Annotated in this window: 14 protein-coding genes and 1 pseudogene; 14 read left to right on the forward strand and 1 reads right to left on the reverse strand. The window is 68.8% G+C overall.

Annotated features, from left to right (window positions below; genetic code table 11):
* Window positions 1-3: 3 nt before the first annotated feature.
* The 14 genes and pseudogenes from WS70_RS25170 (at window position 4) to WS70_RS25235 (ending at window position 16,756) form a co-directional block, all read left to right on the forward strand.
* Window positions 4-1,101, forward strand: a complete 1,098-nt coding sequence (locus WS70_RS25170; protein ID WP_059598187.1) for an efflux RND transporter periplasmic adaptor subunit — start codon at window positions 4-6, stop codon at window positions 1,099-1,101.
* Window positions 1,098-4,208, forward strand: a complete 3,111-nt coding sequence (locus tag WS70_RS25175; RefSeq protein WP_059598188.1) for an efflux RND transporter permease subunit — start codon at window positions 1,098-1,100, stop codon at window positions 4,206-4,208. The genes WS70_RS25170 and WS70_RS25175 overlap by 4 nt, the downstream gene beginning before the upstream one ends.
* Before the next feature lie 2 nt (window positions 4,209-4,210).
* Window positions 4,211-5,881 (forward strand): efflux transporter outer membrane subunit, encoded by a 1,671-nt coding sequence (locus WS70_RS25180; RefSeq protein ID WP_226382861.1) that lies wholly within the window; start codon window positions 4,211-4,213, stop codon window positions 5,879-5,881.
* A gap of 27 nt (window positions 5,882-5,908) precedes the next feature.
* Window positions 5,909-6,110: pseudogene (locus WS70_RS25185) on the forward strand (hypothetical protein); the annotation flags it as partial.
* 18 nt (window positions 6,111-6,128) lie between these two features.
* Complete coding sequence (locus tag WS70_RS25190; protein WP_059473070.1) at window positions 6,129-6,773, forward strand: GTP cyclohydrolase II; 645 nt, start codon at window positions 6,129-6,131, stop codon at window positions 6,771-6,773.
* A complete protein-coding gene (locus tag WS70_RS25195; protein WP_059473069.1) occupies window positions 6,770-8,464 on the forward strand; it encodes a WD40 repeat domain-containing protein in 1,695 nt (564 codons plus the stop codon). Before WS70_RS25190 ends, WS70_RS25195 begins: the two co-directional genes overlap by 4 nt.
* On the forward strand, window positions 8,461-9,153 hold the full coding sequence (locus tag WS70_RS25200; protein WP_059473068.1) for a 1,6-didemethyltoxoflavin N1-methyltransferase: 693 nt from the start codon (window positions 8,461-8,463) through the stop codon (window positions 9,151-9,153). The genes WS70_RS25195 and WS70_RS25200 overlap by 4 nt, the downstream gene beginning before the upstream one ends.
* A gap of 15 nt (window positions 9,154-9,168) precedes the next feature.
* Window positions 9,169-10,152 (forward strand): formylglycine-generating enzyme family protein, encoded by a 984-nt coding sequence (locus WS70_RS25205; protein WP_059473067.1) that lies wholly within the window; start codon window positions 9,169-9,171, stop codon window positions 10,150-10,152.
* 106 nt (window positions 10,153-10,258) lie between these two features.
* Window positions 10,259-11,431, forward strand: a complete 1,173-nt coding sequence (ribD, locus tag WS70_RS25210; RefSeq protein ID WP_226382862.1) for a bifunctional diaminohydroxyphosphoribosylaminopyrimidine deaminase/5-amino-6-(5-phosphoribosylamino)uracil reductase RibD — start codon at window positions 10,259-10,261, stop codon at window positions 11,429-11,431.
* A complete protein-coding gene (locus WS70_RS25215) occupies window positions 11,428-12,480 on the forward strand; it encodes a methyltransferase (protein WP_059598348.1) in 1,053 nt (350 codons plus the stop codon). The genes ribD and WS70_RS25215 overlap by 4 nt, the downstream gene beginning before the upstream one ends.
* Before the next feature lie 2 nt (window positions 12,481-12,482).
* Window positions 12,483-13,346, forward strand: coding sequence for a VOC family protein (locus WS70_RS25220; protein WP_059473065.1), 864 nt, complete (start codon window positions 12,483-12,485; stop codon window positions 13,344-13,346).
* Between the two features lie 34 nt (window positions 13,347-13,380).
* Window positions 13,381-14,784, forward strand: a complete 1,404-nt coding sequence (locus tag WS70_RS25225; protein ID WP_059598349.1) for an MFS transporter — start codon at window positions 13,381-13,383, stop codon at window positions 14,782-14,784.
* A 64-nt stretch (window positions 14,785-14,848) separates the two neighbouring features.
* Window positions 14,849-15,340, forward strand: a complete 492-nt coding sequence (locus WS70_RS25230; RefSeq protein ID WP_059473063.1) for a DUF2165 domain-containing protein — start codon at window positions 14,849-14,851, stop codon at window positions 15,338-15,340.
* Window positions 15,341-15,358: 18 nt separating this feature from the next.
* Window positions 15,359-16,756, forward strand: a complete 1,398-nt coding sequence (locus tag WS70_RS25235; RefSeq protein WP_059598350.1) for a DUF6687 family protein — start codon at window positions 15,359-15,361, stop codon at window positions 16,754-16,756.
* On the opposite strand, the gene WS70_RS25240 is transcribed toward WS70_RS25235, so the two are convergent.
* Window positions 16,753-17,538: a helix-turn-helix transcriptional regulator gene (locus WS70_RS25240; RefSeq protein WP_059598351.1), complete on the reverse strand. Its 786-nt coding sequence runs from the start codon at window positions 17,536-17,538 to the stop codon at window positions 16,753-16,755. The two genes, WS70_RS25235 and WS70_RS25240, sit on opposite strands and share 4 nt — an antisense overlap.
* Window positions 17,539-17,877 lie beyond the last annotated feature (339 nt).

Consider the following 17,877-nt stretch of genomic DNA (forward strand, 5'->3'; position numbering starts at 1 on the left):
TCCATGGGCCGTCGGCTATTGCTTGCATTGGCGCTGTTGGCGTTCATTTTCGGTGGGCTTGTTCTGTGGCGGGAAAGCCGCGTGCAGGCCGCCGATCATCCCCCCGCCCCCCCACCTCCGCTGACGGTCTCCGCCGTCTCCGTGCGCGCCGCGCCCGAGCGCGTGACGCTCGACGCGGTCGGCTCGCTCGACGCGGTCCGTCAAGTGACGCTCGCGCCCGAAGTAGCCGGCCGCGTCGTCACGCTGCATTTCGAGGCCGGCGCGACGGTCCGCAAGGGCCAGTTGATCGTCCAGCTCTTCGACGAGCCGGAGCGCGCAAAGCTTGCGTCGATCCGGGCGAAGGCCGCATTCGCGAAGCGCCAGCTCGACCGCTCTCAGGCGCTCGCGCAAACGGGCGCCGAGCCGCGCAACATCTTCGACCAGCACCGCTTCGACTCCGACGCGGCCGCAGCCGACATCCGCGAGACGCAGGCGGTGATCACGCAAAAGGCAGTGCGCGCGCCGTTCGACGGCGTGCTCGGCCTGCGCCGCGTGAACCTCGGCCAGTATCTGAACGCGGGCGATGCGATCGCGACGCTGACCGATCTCGATTCGCTGTACGCGAACTTCACGGTCCCGCAGAAGAACCTGAGCCAGTTGCGCCTCGGCCAGAACGTGTCGATCGCGACGGACGCGTATCCGGACCGGGCGCTCGCCGGCCGCGTGACCGCGATCGAGCCGCAGGTCGGCTCCGAGACGCGCAACGTCGCCGTGCAGGCGACGCTCGCGAACCCCGATCATCTGCTGCGCCCGGGCATGTATATCCAGGCGCGGCTCGAGCTGCCGCCGCGCGAGCGCGCGCTGACGGTGCCCGATACCGCGGTGCAGACGTCGCAGCGCGGCGAATCCGTGCTCGTCGTCGGCAAGCCGGGCCGCGACGGCCTCGGCGTCGTGCGGCTGCAGCCCGTTCGCACCGGCCGGCGCGCCGACGGCCGCATCGCGATCGCCGACGGCCTGCGGGCGGGCGACGTCGTCGTCACGTCCGGCCAGGTGCGCCTCGCGGCGGGCGACAAGGTGAAGGTCGCGCTCGAAGACGGCGCAGCGTCGGGAGCGGAGCAATGAACGCCGGCGCCCCGCACGAATCCGGCGCGACGCGCGCGCGCTTCACCGACATCTTCGTCCGTCGTCCGGTGCTGTCGCTCGTGCTCAGCCTGCTGATCCTGCTCGTCGGCCTGCGCGCGCTGATGTCGCTGCCGGTGCGGCAATATCCGGCGCTCGAGAGCGCGACGATCAGCGTCGAGACCGACTACCCCGGCGCGTCGCAGGACCTGATGCAGGGCTTCGTGACGACGCCGATCGCGCAATCTATCGCGACCGCTGACGGGATCGAGTACATCACGTCGACGACCACGCAGGGCAAGAGTGTCGTGAAGGCGCGGCTGCGCCTGAATGCGAACGCGGACCGCGCGATGACCGAAGTGATGGCGAAGGTCCAGCAGGTGAAGTACAAGCTGCCCGCCGACGCGTACGACTCGGTGATCACGAAGCTGACCGACGCGCCGACCGCGGTGATGTACCTCGGCTTTGCGAGCGACACGCTGTCGATCCCGCAGATCACCGACTACGTCGTACGCGTCGCGCAGCCGCTCGTGACGACGGTGCCGGGCGTCGCATCGGCCGAGATCCTCGGCGGCCAGAACCTCGCGATGCGGGTCTGGCTCGACGCGACGCGGCTCGCCGCGCACGGGCTGTCCGCGGGCGACGTGGCCGCGGCGATCCGCGCGAACAACGTGCAGGCGGCGCCGGGCCAGGTCAAGGGATCGCTCACGATCGCCGACATCTCGGCGAACACCGATCTGACCGACGTCGGCGCGTTCAACGAGATGGTCGTGAAGCACGATCCGAACGGCGGCGGGCTCGTGCGGCTGAAGGACGTCGCGACGGTCGAGATCGGCGGCGAGAACTACAATTCGAGTGCGCTGATGAACGGCCGCCGCGCGGTGTACATCGCGGTCAACGCGACGCCTGCCGGCAATCCGCTCGAGATCGTGCGCGGCGTCGACGCGGTGCTGCCCGCGATGGAGCGCAACAAGCCGGCGAGCATCCAGATCGCGAACATGTTCGACGGCGCGCGCTTCGTCAACGCGTCGATCGCCGAGGTTCGCTCGACGCTCACCGAGGCGATCGCGATCGTCGTCGTCGTGATCTTCCTGTTCCTCGGCTCGTTCCGCGCGGTGATCATCCCGGTGCTGACGATCCCGCTGTCGCTCGTCGGCTCCGCCGCGCTGATGCTCGCGGCGGGCTTCTCGCTGAACCTGCTGACGCTGCTCGCGATGGTACTCGCGATCGGGCTCGTCGTCGACGATGCGATCGTCGTCGTCGAGAACATCCATCGGCACATCGAGGAAGGCGAGCCGCCCGTGCGCGCCGCGCTGATCGGCGCACGCGAGATCGCGTCGCCCGTGCTCGTGATGATGGCGACGCTGATCTCCGTGTACGCGCCGATCGGGCTGATGGGCGGCCTGACCGGGTCGCTCTTCAAGGAGTTCGCGTTCACGCTCGCGGGCGCGGTGCTCGTGTCGGGGATCGTCGCGCTCACGCTGTCGCCGATGCTCGGCTCGCTGCTCTTGACGAGCAAGATGTCGGAAGGCCGCGTCGCGAAGGCGATCGAGCACACGCTCGAGCGCGCGACGCAAGTCTACCGACGCGGCCTGCAAGCGAGCCTCGCCGCGCGGCCGGCGATCCTGCTGATCGGCGTCGGCGTGCTGGCGGGCATCGTGCTGCTCTTCTCCGGCGTGAAGCGCGAGCTCGCGCCGCAGGAAGACCAGGGCTCGATCATGGTCGCGGTGAAGGCGCCGCAGTACGCGAACCTCGACTACATGGAGCGCTACGCGCCCGACATCGAGCACGTGTTCCGCACGCTGCCCGAAGCGGACACGAGCTTCATCCTGAACAGCTACGGCGGCAGCAATCTCGGCTTCGCCGGCGTGAACCTCGTCGACTGGGAAAAGCGCGAGCGCAGCGCGTCGACGCTGCAGGCGCTGATCCAGGCGCGCGGCGACCAGATCCAGGGCGACCGTGTGTTCGCGTTCCAGCTGCCGGCGCTGCCCGCGTCGAGCGGCGGCCTGCCGATCCAGATGGTGCTGCGCTCGCCGTCGGGCTTCGCGGACCTCTACGCGCAGATGGACCGGATCAAGGCGGCGGCGGCGAAGACCGGCCTTTTCGCCGTCGTCGACAGCGACCTGACGTTCGACAGCCGCGCGGTCGGCGTGACGATCGACCGCAATCAGGCGAACACGCTCGGCGTGACGATGAAGGACATCGCCGACACGCTTGCCGTCCTCGTCGGCGAGAACTACGTGAACCGCTTCAACTTCAAGGGACGCTCGTACGACGTGATTCCGCAGGTGTCGCGCGGCGAGCGGCTGTCGTCGGAGATGCTGAGCCGCTACTACGTGAAAACGGGCTCCGGCCAGATGATTCCGCTGTCGACGGTGATCCGCGTGACGAACGGCAGCCAGGCGAACGCGCTCAGTCAGTTCAACCAGATGAACTCGGCGACGTTCTCCGCCGTGCCCGCGCCCGGCGTGACGATGGGCGAGGCGGTCGCGTTCCTCGAGGCGCAGAAGCTGCCGGCCGGCTTCTCGATCGACTGGCTCGGCGAATCGCGGCAATACGTGCAGGAAGGCAACCGGCTCGCCGTCACGTTCGGCTTCGCGCTGATCGTGATCTTCCTCGTGCTCGCCGCGCAGTTCGAAAGCCTGCGCGATCCGCTCGTGATCCTCGTGTCGGTGCCGCTGTCGATCTGCGGTGCGCTCGCTCCGCTCTACCTCGGCTTCGCGACGCTGAACATCTATACGCAGATCGGGCTCGTCACGCTGATCGGCCTGATCTCGAAGCACGGGATCCTGATGGTCAGCTTCGCGAACGACCTGCAGCGCCACGAAGGGCTCGATCGCCGCGCGGCGATCGAGCGTGCGGCGGCCGTGCGGCTGCGGCCGATCCTGATGACGACGGCCGCGATGGTCGCGGGCCTCGTGCCGCTCGTGTTCGCGGCGGGCGCCGGCGCGGCGAGCCGCTTCGCGATCGGCATCACGGTGTCGACCGGCATGCTGGTCGGCACGCTCTTCACGCTGTTCGTGCTGCCGACCGTCTACACGTTCGTCGCGAAGGACCACGGCGCGGCCATGCGCAGCGAGCGCGCGCAACTCCTCGCGGCAACCCGATAACCATGAACGACACGATGCATCGCTTCTCTCACGAAACGGCGACGGCCTCGCGCCGCCGCCACCGCCGCACACGCGACGCAGCGGCTTCGGCCACACGCTCGGCGATCCGTTCGACCGCAATCGCGCTCGCCGTGTTCGCGACGGGCTGCACGCTCGCGCCGCGCTACGAGCGTCCGGCCGCGCCCGTGTCGGGCGCGTTCCCGACCGACGGCGTCTACGCCACGCAGCCGGGCGCCGCGTCCGGCGCGCGCAGCGCGAACGGCCAGGCGGCCGTCGACATCGGCTGGCGCGAGTTCTTCGTCGATCCGCGCCTGCAGCGCTTGATCGAGATCGCGCTGAAGAACAACCGCGACCTGCGCGTGTCGGTGCTGAACGTCGAGGCTTCGCGCGCGCAGTATCAGATCACGCGCGCGGGCCTCTTCCCGACGCTCGACGGCACGGGCACGGGTGCGATCCAGCGCTATCCGGCCGGCGTGTCCACCACCGGCGCGCCGCTCATCACGCGGGCGTACAACGTCGGCGTGTCCGCGTCATGGGAGCTCGACCTGTTCGGCCGCGTGCAGAGCCTGAAGGACCAGGCGCTCGCGCAGTACTTCGCGACCGCGCAGGCCCGCAAGGCGGCGGAGATCGCGCTCGTCGCGAGCGTCGCCGACCAGTACCTGACGCTGCTGTCGACCGACGACCTGCTGCAGGTCACGGAGAACACGCTGAAGTCGGCGCGCGCGTCGTACGACCTGACGAAGCTGCAGTTCGACAACGGCACTGGCTCGGAGCTCGATCTGCGGCAGGCGCAGACGGTCGTCGAGACGGCGCTCGCGAACCAGCAGGCGCAGGCGCGGGCGCGCGCGCAGGCGGTCAACGCGCTCGTGCTGCTGGTTGGCGAGCCGTTGCCCGACGATCTGCCGGCCGGCTTGCCGCTCAACGCGCAGAACCTGCTGACCGACATTCCGGCCGGGCTGCCGTCCGATCTGCTGACGCGCCGGCCGGACATCATGCAGGCGGAAGAGACGCTGCGCGCGGCGAACGCGAACATTGGCGCGGCGCGCGCGGCGTTCTTCCCGAAGATCTCGCTGACGGGCGCGTTCGGCACCGCGAGCCCGACGTTGGGCGGTCTCTTCAAGGCCGGCACGGCGGCGTGGTCGTTCGCGCCGAGCATCGCGCTGCCGATCTTCGAGGGCGGGCAGAACATCGCGAATCTCGATCTCGCGCACGTGCAGAAGCGCATCGAGATCGCGAACTACGAGAAGGCGATCCAGAGCGCGTTCCGCGAAGTGTCGGACGGGCTCGCCGCGCGCGGCACGTACGATCAGCAGATCGCGGCGCTCGAGCGCAACGAGCACGCGCAGCAGCGCCGCTACGATCTGTCGGATCTGCGCTACAAGAACGGCGTCGACAGCTACCTGTCGGTGCTGACCGCGCAGACCGATCTGTACTCGGCGCAGCAGCAGCTGATCAGCGCGCGGCTCGCGCGCTGGTCGAATCTCGTCGACCTGTATCGTTCGCTCGGCGGCGGCTGGATCGAGCGCGCGGGCGAGACGCCGCGTCCGGCCGACGCGCCGGCCGACTACGGCAAGGCGGCGGCCGCGGGTGCGGGTGCGGGTGCGGGTGCGGGTGCGGGTGCGAGTGCGGGTGCGGGTGCGAGTGCGAGTGCGGGTGCAATTACGATTGGTTGAGCACGCAACCAATCGGATGACGAAGACACGGATCGATCAATGATCGGCGATACCGTAATCGGTACGGATGCACAATCGGCGATGCTTTTGCACAATCGAACGCAGCAGCCAATCAAGAGCTCGCCTAGAACCCGAGAGACAGCAACAAACCGGAAGTCGATTCACCCCTTCGACATAACAACAAGCAGCAACGCTTCCGTGTTCTTCGCGATGCGTATCTCAATGTTGAATAACCTTGAGGCACAGCATGAATGATGGTCGAATCCCCCCAACGCTGAGCGCGTCCGTCCGTACGCGCGTGAACGTGCCCATTCGCCCGCGCACCGCTCAGCAGAAGTTCGAGCCCGAGATGGTGACGTTCCAGGGCCTTTGCGACAACGCGGAGCATCTCGCGCTCGTCTTCGGGCCGCTCGCCGACGCACCGCTCGTGCGCGTGCATTCCGAGTGCCTGACGGGCGACGTGTTCGGCTCCGCGCGCTGCGATTGCGGCGAGCAGCTCGACGAGTCGGTCGCGATGTTCGGCCGCGAAGGCGGCATCCTGCTCTATCTGCGCCAGGAGGGCCGCGGCATCGGACTGTACAACAAACTCGACGCGTACCGCCTGCAGATCTCGCAGGGCCTCGACACGTTCGCCGCGAACCGCGCGCTGAACTTCCCCGACGACTTGCGCGATTTCCGCGTCGCCGCGCAGATGCTGCAGGCGCTCGGCGTCGTCGACATCTCGCTCGTCACCAATAACCCGGACAAGATTTCGCAGATCGAGAAGTACGGCATCCGGATCAAGCGCGTGCTGCAGACCGGCGTGTTCGTCAACAGCACGAATCACGGCTACCTGCGCGCGAAGATCGATCACCACCGTCACGCCATCAACCTCAGCCAGGAACTTCAATGATCACTCACCGCGCACCGATCAGCGGGATTGCCGCGCATCGCGACAAATACGTCCTGACGGCGGGTTACGACAACCAGGTCATCCTGTGGGACGCGAAAACCCAACGGCCGCTCGCCCGCGCGATGCACGACCACCTCGCGAACCAGGGGGCGTTTTCGCCCGACGGCGCGTACGTCGTCACGTCGTCGTCCGATTACAGCGCCCGCCTCTGGACCGTGCCCGACCTGCGGCTCGTCGCCGTGTTCGCCGACCAGGAAGACGACGTCGAAATGAGCGCGTTCCATCCGGACAAGCCGCTCGTCGCGACCGCGTCGCGCGATCACCGCGTGCGGGTCTACGACTTCAGCGGCAAGCTGCTGAACACGTTCAGCGGCCACACCGCCGACGTGATCTCGGTCGAATGGATGCGCGGCACCGACGAGATCGTGTCGTCGAGCGACGACGGCACGATCAAGCGCTGGTCGCTCGGCCACGACGGCCTCGTCGCCGACATCGATCTCGACGGCATCGAGACCGACACGATCGCGATCGCCGCCGACGGCCGCATTTTCGCGGGCAACGACGAAGGCGAGATCATCGTGATCGGCGACGGCGAGCGCGCGACGCTGCCGGCGCACGACGCGGGCGTGAAGCGCCTCGTGCTCGACGGCGATCGCGGCCTGCTCGTGTCGCTGTCGTACGACCGCACGATGCGGCTGTGGAAGATCGGCGCGTCCGGACAGCCGGAGGCGCTCGGCGGCGCGGCGCTGCCGCCCGAAGTGTGGCCGCGTTCGTGCTCGTTCGAAGGCGATGAGCACATCGTGTTCTCGACGTTCCATTCGAGCTATCGCCGCTACAACTGGAAGGCCGAGCGCTGGGATGCGGCCGAGCTGCCGCCGACGCACGGCGTGAACGCGGCGCTCGCCGTGGACGGCCATCTGTGGACGATCGGCGACGCGGGCATCGCGCGCGTCGACCAGCGCGAGCATGCGCGCACGGGCAGCCTGTGCAACTTCCTGACGCCCGCGGGCGACCTGATCCTGACGGGCGGCCAGCTCGGCAAGGTGTTCGACGCGCGCAGCGGCCGCGAGCTTCACCAGCACCGCTCGCCGCTCAACTGCGGCGTGTCGTTCGCGCGCGACGGCGTCGCGCATGCGGTGATCGGCGCGTACACGGGCGAAGGCATCGTGCTGCGGATCGACGGCGCGAAGGCGACCCACGTCGCCGACCTGCCGCTGCACGCGAACGCGGTCAAGGGCATCGCAATCTCGGGCGACCTGATCTTCTCGGTCGCGGCCGACGCGTCGGCCACATGGTATCGCGCGTCGACGCTCGAGCCGGTGTTCACGCTCAAGCGCGCGCACGACAAGATCGCGAACGGCTGCGCGGGCCTCGACAACGGTTTCTTCGCATCGGTGAGCCGCGATCTGAAGCTGCGGATCTGGTCGCCCGACCATCACGCGGACGTGATCGCGACGCCGCACACGCACTCGATCAAGTGCGTCGCGGCGAGCGCCGACGGCCGCTACGTCGCGACGGGCAGCTACAACGGCCGCGTCGCCGTCTACGACCGCACCGACGCGCGCTGGGCGCTCGACGTGCGCGTGACGACCGCAGGCGTGTCGTCGCTCTGCTACGACCCCGCCGCGCATGCGTTCCTCGCGAGCTCGTACGACGGCGACGTCTACCGCATTCCGCTGGAGCGCGTATGAGCGCCGCCGAACCGCACTACATCGACGCGCAGCGCACGATCGCCCCCGTCGACGGACCGCTCGCTGCGCCGCACGAGTACGCGGCGGTGCTGCGCTCGGATTTCGTGTCGAGCTACCACGACGGCCGCGACGTCTGGACCGACGAGGCGGCGATGCGCCCGGCGAGCGCGATCCTGCACGAGCATCTCGGCAGCCCGGCCGACGTCCTCGACGCGGGCGCGGGCCGCGGCCGCGACACTGCGTACTTTCTCGAGCACGGTCACCGGGTGACGGCGGTCGACCTCGTCGAGCCGCCGGAGTGGGCGCAGCTCTCGCAGCGCTGGGGCGAGCGCGTGCGCTTCGTGGCGTGTCCCGTGTCCGAGCTCCAGGGTGAAGCCCTGTTCGACGGCGCGCTCGACAACGGTTGCCTGCACCACCAGCATCCGGACGCGTACGCCGCGTATCTCGCGCGCATCCATGCGTTGCTGCGGCCCGAGGGTCTCTTCACGATCTCGGTGTTCGAGGCCGACGGCGCGGGGCGGCTGTACGCGAACCACGCACAGCGCCTCTATCGCGAGTTCACCGAGCCCGAGCTCGTCGAACTGCTGGGCGCCGCGCATTTCACGCCCGTCAGCAGCCACCGGGTGCCGCGGCCGAAGGCCGGGTTGCACTATCTGGTGCTGACGGTCCGAAAATCCCGTCCCGACTGACGCGAGTTCATGCCCATGACACTCAAGCTGGCCGACAACCCGAACTATCTCAGCGACCGCGCGGCGATGGCGCTGCCGGAAGATCTGTTCGTCGCGCGCACGCCCGCGACGGTCTTCTCGACGCATCTCGACCTGCTGCGCCTCGCGCCGGCGCAGTGGGTCGCGATCGCGCAGGATCCGGGCGCACCGTTCGAGCGGCGCTACGCGGCGGGCGCGCTGCTCGGTTTTGCCGGCGACCCACGCATCCGTCCGCTCGATCCGGAGATGTGCGACGTGCCCGCCGCGCAGGCGCGGCTCGGCACCGAGCCGGAGCAAGTGCCGCAGGTGATCGCCGAATGGGAGCGCGTCGGTGTGATCGAGGAGTGGATCGCGAAGGAATGCCCACGCTACACGACCGAGCTCGCCGCGTACCGGATGATGCGCTACCCGGTCACGAACCTCGAATACCGGCGCTTTCTCGAAGAGACGGGCGCGCCGTGGCTGCCGACGTCGTGGGCGTTCGGCGTCTATCCGGTCGAGCGCGCGAATCATCCGGTCTGGTCGGTGCCCGCCGAGGCGGCCGACGCCTACGCGGACTGGCTGAGCGAAGCGACCGGCCGGCGCTTCCGGCTGCCGAGCGAGGCCGAGTGGGAATACGCGGCGTCGGGCGGCACGGGCGTCGAGTATCCGTGGGGCGACGCGTTCGATCCGCGAGCGGCGAACACGGTCGAAGCCGGGCCGCTGTCGACGACGCCCGTCGGCATCTTCCCGCTCGGCCGCAGCGTGTTCGGGATCGACGACCTCGCCGGCAACGTCGAGGAATACGTCGCGGACGACTATCACCCGTATCCGGGCGGTGCGGCGATCGACGACGACCTCGCACTCACGCAAGGCAGCTACCGGATCGCGCGCGGCGGCAGCTTCACGCGCTTCGGCGATCTCGCACGCTGCGCGCGCCGTCACGGCCGCTATCAGCGCGACATCTACGCGATGGGCTTCCGGCTCGTGGAGGCGCGATGAACGCGAAACGGACCGCCATTCGGCGCGCGCGCCGCACATCGGCTTCTCCGGCGCGCGGCCGCCCCGGGCATTCGGCACGCGCCGCGCACCGGGCGGACGGCAGACGATGAATACGTTTTCCGATATCGACCGCCTGCACATGGCCCATGCGCTGCGGCTCGCCGAACAGGGCCTTTACACGACGCGCCCGAATCCGCGCGTCGGCTGCGTGATCGCACACGGCGAACAGGTGCTCGGCGCCGGCTGGCACCGGCGCGCGGGCGAACCGCACGCGGAAGTGCACGCGCTGCGCGAAGCCGGCGAACGCGCGCGCGGCGCGACCGCATACGTGACGCTCGAGCCGTGCGCGCATTACGGCAGGACGCCGCCGTGCGCGAACGCGCTCGCCGCGGCGGGCGTCGCGCGCGTCGTGATCGCGGCGCGCGATCCGTTCGAGCAGGTCGCGGGGCGCGGCGCCGCGCGACTCGCCGACGCGGGCGTCGTCGTCGAACAGGGGTTGATGGAAGCCGAGGCGCGCGAGCTGAACATCGGCTTCTTCAGCCGGATCGAGCGCGGCCGCCCGTGGACGCGCGCGAAGCTGATCCTGTCGATCGACGGGCCGCTCGATGCGATCGACCGGACGGTGCTCGGCGCGACGGAATCCGAGTCGCGCGACGATGTCCGGCACTGGCGGGCGCGCAGTTCCGTCGTGCTCGCGCCGCACGGCGCGCCCTTCCCAGCGGCGCGCAAGGGCGCCGCGTCGCGCTACGTCGTCCGCTCGCGCGACTTCGCAGCGCTCGACGCGTCGCCCGCGGCGACGGAAAGCGTGCCGACGCTCGCGCTGCATCGGGAAGACGCGGGCGTCGCCGCCGGTTACGCAGCCGCGCATGCCGATGCGGCGGCCGCATCCGCATCATCCTCCGATGCCGACGCCGACCTCCGCTTGCCCGACGCACTCGTACGCCTTGCGGCGCGAGGCGTCAACGAGCTGTTCATCGACGCCGATCTCGCGCTATGCGACGCGTTGTTCGAAGACGATCTCGCCGACGAGCTGCTGCTGTACGTGCATCCGTCGCGCTGCGGCGTGCCCGTGCCGGCGCCGCGGCTCGTCGCGTCGATCGACGACGTCGCGCACCGCTGGGGCCTGCGGCCGTTCCACCATCGCGCGATCGGCTGCGGCCAACGCATCCTGCTGCGCCGTCGCGAGGCAACCCGAGCAGACAGTACGTCAATAGCCGCGCGGCGCCCGTCGCCGCGCACCGGTTTTTCCCAGGACCACATCGAACGAGGACCTCAATGAGCGCATCTGCAGTCGAGACCATCTACGAGTCGACCGAAGACAAGGCGGCACTGACTTCGGTCGTCGACTTGGTGAAGCTGTCCGACCAATACCGGCAATCGGCGATCCTGCATTACGCCGTCGCCGAAAAGCTGTTCGATTTGACGCAAACGAGCCGCACGCCGGCCGAAGTCGCCGCGAGCTTCGGCATGGTCGAGAGCAAGGTCGCGATCCTGCTGCACGCGCTCGTCGCGCTCGGCCTCTTGAGCAAGGACGGCGACGCGTTCCGCAACACCGAGCTGACCGCGCGCTACCTGACGAGCACGAGCGCCGACTACATCGGCCCGATCGTCGAGCACCAGCATCTGCAATGGGACAACTGGCCCCGCCTTGGCGAAATCCTGCGCAGCGAAAAACCGCTCGGCTTCCAGCAGGAGAGCCGCTTCGCGCACGACACCCGCGCGCGCGACGCGTTCAACGACGCGATGGTGCGCCTGAGCCAGCCGATGGTCGACGTCGTGAGCGGTCTCGGCGTGTTCGCCCATGCGCGCACCGTGATCGACCTCGCGGGCGGCCACGGCACGTATCTCGCGCAAGTGCTGCGCCGCCACCCTGAGCTGACGGGCCAGATCTGGGATCTGCCGACGACCCGCGACGCCGCGCAGAAAACGATCAACGCGCACGGCCTCGCCGGCCGCGTCGAGTTCTTCGAGAAGAACCTGCTCGACGCACGCAACTTCGAGGGCGGCGCGGCGGACGTGGTGATGTTGAACGACTGCCTGCACTACTTCGACGATCCGGAAGCGCGCGCGGTAATCGGCCATGCGGCCGGCCTCGTGAAGCCGGGCGGCGCACTCCTGATCCTCACGATGACGATGGACGACAACCGTGTCGCGCCGGCGCTGTCCGCCGATTTCTCGCTGCACATGATGGTGAACACGAATCACGGCGAGCTGCATCCGACGCCGTGGATCGCCGGCGTCGCGCGCGACAGCGGCCTGTCGGTCAGCGAGCGGTCGATCGGCCGCTACACGCTTCTCATCGGTCAACGCCCCGCCAGCGAGGTCTAACCATGCTCGTCTTCGAACTGATCAATCTCGACGTCAATCCCGCCGACGCGGAACAGATCACACGCACGCTGTCCGCGCAATGCACGGCGGCCGGCTACCGGCTGCGCGCGCCGCAAGCGGACGGCGCCGCACCCGACGGCGTGTTCGTGCTGTCGCGCTCGGCTGCCGCCGCGGCGAACGCCGAGCGCACCGGCCCGGCCGGCTGGGCGGCCGCCGCGCAGATCCGCATCGATCCGGCCGGCGCGAACGGCGAAGCGCCCGCCGTCTGGCAGGAAGGCCATTCGAGCGCGTTCTGCTATCCGCTCGCGCTCGAACTGACGGCGGCCGACGCATCGTCCGACGTCGCGCGCGACTGGCTCGCGAGCTTCGCGACCTTCACCGCTTGCATCAAGATGTGGCGCCGGCTGCGCGACGAGCCCGAGCAAGGCCGGCCGCACGAATTGCGCGTGAACCACATCAACATCCTCGCCCGCGATCTCGACAAATCAGTCGATTTCTACCGCCGAATCTTCGGAGCCGCTTACTGCTACAACCTCGGTCCGAAGAAGGTTGTAATGGAGCTGAACGGCTTCGATTTCTTCATCGAGCAGGCGGACGTGGTCGCCTACCCGCCTGGCTATCACTTCGGCGTGCGCTCGGATCCGGACGGCGTCAAGGCGATCGCCGAACTCGTCGAGGCGGACGGCGGCATCGAGATCGTCAAGGGCAACGGCCCGGCACCCGGCTATCACGCAGGGCCGGACCGCGTGCGCACCGCCTTCTACTTCCAGGACCCCGACGGGCTCGAAATCGAAGTCTATTCCCCGGAGATCGAAATGCTCGAGAGCAATCCGCACCTGATCTCGCAGCATCTGTCGCCGTCCTGACGCACACCCGACCCAGCAACCGACGAGGTAGTCCATGAGTTCCATCACCGCCCCTTCGTGGGGAGAACTGCTGTCCGGCCGCAACGGCTTGCGCTCGATCGCGCTCGCAGGAGGCGTCGCGCTGCACGCGATCAACATCTATATCGCGACGACGATCCTGCCCTCGGTCGTGCGCGACATCGGCGGACTCGAGTACTACGCATGGAACACCACGCTGTTCATGGCCGCCTCGATCATCGGCGCGCCGCTGTCCGCGAACGTGCTCAGCCGTTTCGGACCGCGCGCCGCCTATCTCGTCGCGCTCGTCGTGTTCTGCGCGGGCACGCTCGCGTGCGCGGGCGCGAAGGACATGCCGTGGATGCTCGTCGGCCGCTTTGCGCAGGGCTTCGGCGGCGGCATCCTGTTCGCGCTCAGCTATGCGCTGATCCGCATCGTGTTCGACGAGCGCCTGTGGTCACGCGCGATGGCGATGGTGTCCGGCATGTGGGGGGTCGCGACGCTGTGCGGGCCCGCGATCGGCGGGATCTTCGCGCAATCGGGCACCTGGCGGCTCGCGTTCGTCGCGCTCGTGCCCGTCGCCGTCCTGCTTGCGCTGATCGTGATCGTCCAGTTGCCCGCGCGCGAAGCGTCGGGCGCACGGGCCGGGCGGCCCGCAATCGGCAAGATCCTGCTGCTCGCGGTGTCGGTGCTCGTCGTGTCGGTCGCGAGTCTGTCGAAGGAGATCGTCGCGAATGTCGCGGGCGTCGCCGCGGGCCTCACGATCGCCGTGCTGATCGCGCGCTTCGACCGCGGCGCGACGATCCGGCTGCTGCCGACGGGCGCGTATGACGTGCGCGCGCCGCTCGGCGCGATCTACGCGTGCATGAGCCTGCTCGTGATCGGGATGACGACCGAGATCTTCGTGCCGTACTTCCTGCAGATCATCCACGGCTACCCGCCGCTCCTCGCCGGCTATCTGACCGCATTGATGGCGGCGGGCTGGACCGCAGGCTCGCTGTTCAGCTCCGGGCGCAGCGCGCGCACCGCGCAGGCGCTCGTGCGCGGCGGGCCGCTCCTCGTCGTGCTCGCGCTCGTCGCGCTCGCGATCGTCGTGCCGCCGCGGCATCTGCTGAGCGCGGGCCCCGGCCTCGCGCTGCTGTGCGCAGCGCTCGCGGCGGTGGGTTTCGGCATCGGCATCGGCTGGCCGCATCTGCTCACGCAAGTACTGACGAGCGCGCCGGCCGGCCAGGAGGATCTCGCGTCGACGTCGATCACGACCGTCCAGCTCTATGCGACCGCGATCGGCTCCGCGCTCGCCGGCCTCGTCGCGAACCTCGCGGGCTTCTCGGAGCCGGGCGGCCTCGCCGGCGCGCAGCACGCGGCCGCGTGGCTCTTCGCCGTGTTCGCGGCGGCGCCCGTGCTCGCCGCGCTCGTCGCGCGCCGCGTGCGCACCCGATGACCGCGGCGCACACCGCACACGCGGTGCGCGCCGCCCGGACGCGCTCCGCAACGGGACAAGCACGATGAGCCCGCCGACCGACATCGATCTGTTCAAGAGCCTGCACGCGTTCGCGATCGCCGGATGGGCGACGATCGTCACGATCAACAACGTGCAGACGTTCGCCGCGACGACGGGCGCCGTCGGCCGCACGATGAGCATGGCGCTGCTGAAGCAGGATCCGCCCGTCGACACGCCGCTGTTGCGCCGCGCGGCGACGTCGCGCGGCCTGCACCGGGCCGCGCTCGTGATCATCGTGCTGCTGCAGGCGATCACCGCGATCGCGATGTGGGGCGGCGTCTGCCTGCTGCTGACGACGCCGTCTCCTCACGCGGCCGCACTGCCATGGCTCGACGCCGGCGCGACCAGCTTCGCCGCGTGCGCGCTCGTGCTGCTGCTCGGCGGGCTGTGGTACGGCTACTGGATACGTCAGGAAGGCCTGCAATTGACGCATATCGCGCTCGTCGTCTGGTCGATCGCCGCCTACCTGCTGTTCCACCTCGGTACGACACCTTGATTTGACAGGATCCCTGCGATGACGACTCTTCTTCCCCTTCACGACGGCGATCGCGTCGTGCAGTTCGACGACGACGTCGCCGCCCGGCTCGATGGCTTCGAGCTGCGGCTGCTCGCGGGCCGCGTCGTCGCGATCCGCGACAACCAGTTCATCGATCTGCAAAACCTGATCGCGGGCGGCGGCGCCGTCACGCGCGACGGCAATCCGTGCGACCTGCGTCGCCGCAATCTCGGTGCGCTCCATTACGACTTCGGCGGCCACGGCGAGCTCGAACTGCGCGATGCCGCCACCGACGGCGCCGGCCTTGCCGCCGCGCTCGCGCCGCAGACCGCAGCCGCGCCCCAGGCTCCGGTTGAGGCGGTCCGGCTCGCATCCGGCGACCGCCTCGCGTTCCTGCCGTTCGAGCGCGCGCGCGACGTGCCGAACATCTCGGCGGACGCGACCCACAACGCGGCGACGCGAATCACGCTGTCGCACTGGCCGGCGAACCGCACGCCCGCGCGCTACAAGGCGAACCTGTCGACCGAGAGCGTGCTGCGTTTCGCGCCCGAGTGGGTCGACGATCTCGACGTGCGGCACGTGACGACCGATCACTTCGATCTCGACGGGCTCGCGTCGGTGTACGGGCTGATCGCGCCCGACCATGCGTTGCGCCATCAGGCGCTGCTCGTCGACGTCGCGCGCTTCGGCGATTTCGCGCGCGGCCGCTCGGACGCCGCCCGCCGGCTTTCGTTCGCGCTGAATGCGGTCGCCGCGCAAGCGTCGCGTGACATCGGCACGCCGCGCGACGAGAGCACGCGCATCGCGCGGGTCTTCCACGCGCTGCTGCCGGCGCTGCGCGACCTGCTCGACGCGCCGTCGATCCCCGACGCGCTGTGGCGCGACGCCGACCTGCACCACGCGGCGACGGAAGCGCTGCTCGACCATCCGGACGCCACGCTCGAGCAGCATCCGGAACTCGATCTCGCGGTGTTTCGCCTGCCTGCCGCGGACGCGCTGCGAGGACGCGTGTCGCAGCGCTACTTCGGTCTGTCGCCGATCGGCTTTCACAACCGGACGCCGCTGTCGACAGTCGCGCTCGTCGCGCACGGCGACGTCGTCGTGCATCAGCGCTACGAGGGATGGGTCGAGCGCGTATCGGCGGCGCCGCGGCCGCGGCGCGATCTGTCGATCTTCGTGCGCGCGCTGCAAGCGGCCGACACGCACGCGCGCCGCTGGCAATACGACGGCGTGCAGCACATCATGCCGCGGCTCGGCCACGACGGCGCCCGGCCGAGCGGCATTCCGGCGGAAACGATCGTGCGCGAGCTGAAGCACCTGCTCGCGGTCGCGCCCGCCGCGTGGCAGCCGACGCCCGCGGCCGAGCGAAGCGCCGAAGCGCCGATCGCTCGCGTCGCGGGCGGCGCGCTCGGCTAGAGCATCGCGACGACGGCCGGCGGCTTGGCGGCCGCCAGCACGTCGGCAGGCACCGGCGGCGCCGCGCGCTCGAGCACGACCGAAAGCTGATTGCGCAGCAGCGACTGCGGAATGCGGTTGCAATAGCCGGCGCCCGCCGCGAGATCGATCAGTTCGTTCTTGCTCGACGCGGAGAACTTGCAGCGCAAGCTTTCCATATATTGCTCGATTGTCCGCACCGACAAGCCGAGGATGTTCGCGACGTCCTTCGCCGTCTTGTTGCGTGCGAGGAAGAACAGCACCTGCCGTTCGCGCTCGGTCAGCGCGAGCGCGTCCTTCGGCGAATCGATCCGGTACGAGCCTTGCTCGACAGGATCGCCGATCCGCTTGCCCGCATACGAATCGCCGATCACGCGACCGAGCGTGATCATGTCGATCTGCGACAGCTCCGCCGCATGAAAAATCGTACCGACGATTTCCTGGTTCCTGTCGACGAGCGGAATCTTCGTGAAGACGAACGCCATCCAGACATCCGACGCATACGGATGAACGTCGAGCACCTTGATCGCCCGGCCGGTTTCGCGGACTTCGCTATCCTGCGCCTGGAATTGGTCCGCGCAATTCGACGAGCCGCACGGCAAATCAAATGCGGATTTATTTTCGAGTTCGCGCGGATTGCGCACGCCGACCACTCGGGCGAATGCATCGTTGACGTGAATGAATCGCGACTGGCTGTCCTGGCAGCCCCAAAGACCGGGATAATGATCGAAAATCAACTTCAGTTGGTCAACGAAACACGTCATCTGGCCTCCAATTGGTATTTTTCGGTCACACCTGCGAGTTCGTTGCGCACGCAAAAGCGCGCGCGGACGAAACAGTCTCCTCCACTGCCTGATCGATCACTGCATATTGGCATGCGGAACGACGCCGCGCGATGCGCGTCGGCACACGCTCACTTGAATCCGATCGGGACATCGGTGTTCCGCCACGCCGTGAAACACGGCTGTTGCGCATTCGAAATAAAACGATTCGCGACAACGTTCGCGAATCGTTCATGACAAGGATCGGTCACGCGTGCGTGGCACAACGACCGCGTGACCTGTTTCGGAGTTTAAAGCAATGCAATCGTAAGATTTAGCCTG

The sequence above is a fragment of the Burkholderia mayonis genome, from assembly GCF_001523745.2.
Taxonomy (GTDB): domain Bacteria; phylum Pseudomonadota; class Gammaproteobacteria; order Burkholderiales; family Burkholderiaceae; genus Burkholderia; species Burkholderia mayonis.

What these genes read in the sequence shown, in the direction of transcription:
- WS70_RS25170 (WP_059598187.1), top strand. Translation starts at nt 4, where the DNA reads ATGGGCCGTCGGCTATTGCTTGCATTGGCGCTGTTGGCGTTCATTTTC.
- WS70_RS25175 (WP_059598188.1), top strand. Translation starts at nt 1,098, where the DNA reads ATGAACGCCGGCGCCCCGCACGAATCCGGCGCGACGCGCGCGCGCTTC.
- WS70_RS25180 (WP_226382861.1), top strand. Translation starts at nt 4,211, where the DNA reads ATGAACGACACGATGCATCGCTTCTCTCACGAAACGGCGACGGCCTCG.
- WS70_RS25190 (WP_059473070.1), top strand. Translation starts at nt 6,129, where the DNA reads ATGAATGATGGTCGAATCCCCCCAACGCTGAGCGCGTCCGTCCGTACG.
- WS70_RS25195 (WP_059473069.1), top strand. Translation starts at nt 6,770, where the DNA reads ATGATCACTCACCGCGCACCGATCAGCGGGATTGCCGCGCATCGCGAC.
- WS70_RS25200 (WP_059473068.1), top strand. Translation starts at nt 8,461, where the DNA reads ATGAGCGCCGCCGAACCGCACTACATCGACGCGCAGCGCACGATCGCC.
- WS70_RS25205 (WP_059473067.1), top strand. Translation starts at nt 9,169, where the DNA reads ATGACACTCAAGCTGGCCGACAACCCGAACTATCTCAGCGACCGCGCG.
- ribD (WP_226382862.1), top strand. Translation starts at nt 10,259, where the DNA reads ATGAATACGTTTTCCGATATCGACCGCCTGCACATGGCCCATGCGCTG.
- WS70_RS25215 (WP_059598348.1), top strand. Translation starts at nt 11,428, where the DNA reads ATGAGCGCATCTGCAGTCGAGACCATCTACGAGTCGACCGAAGACAAG.
- WS70_RS25220 (WP_059473065.1), top strand. Translation starts at nt 12,483, where the DNA reads ATGCTCGTCTTCGAACTGATCAATCTCGACGTCAATCCCGCCGACGCG.
- WS70_RS25225 (WP_059598349.1), top strand. Translation starts at nt 13,381, where the DNA reads ATGAGTTCCATCACCGCCCCTTCGTGGGGAGAACTGCTGTCCGGCCGC.
- WS70_RS25230 (WP_059473063.1), top strand. Translation starts at nt 14,849, where the DNA reads ATGAGCCCGCCGACCGACATCGATCTGTTCAAGAGCCTGCACGCGTTC.
- WS70_RS25235 (WP_059598350.1), top strand. Translation starts at nt 15,359, where the DNA reads ATGACGACTCTTCTTCCCCTTCACGACGGCGATCGCGTCGTGCAGTTC.
- WS70_RS25240 (WP_059598351.1), bottom strand. Translation starts at nt 17,538, where the DNA reads ATGACGTGTTTCGTTGACCAACTGAAGTTGATTTTCGATCATTATCCC.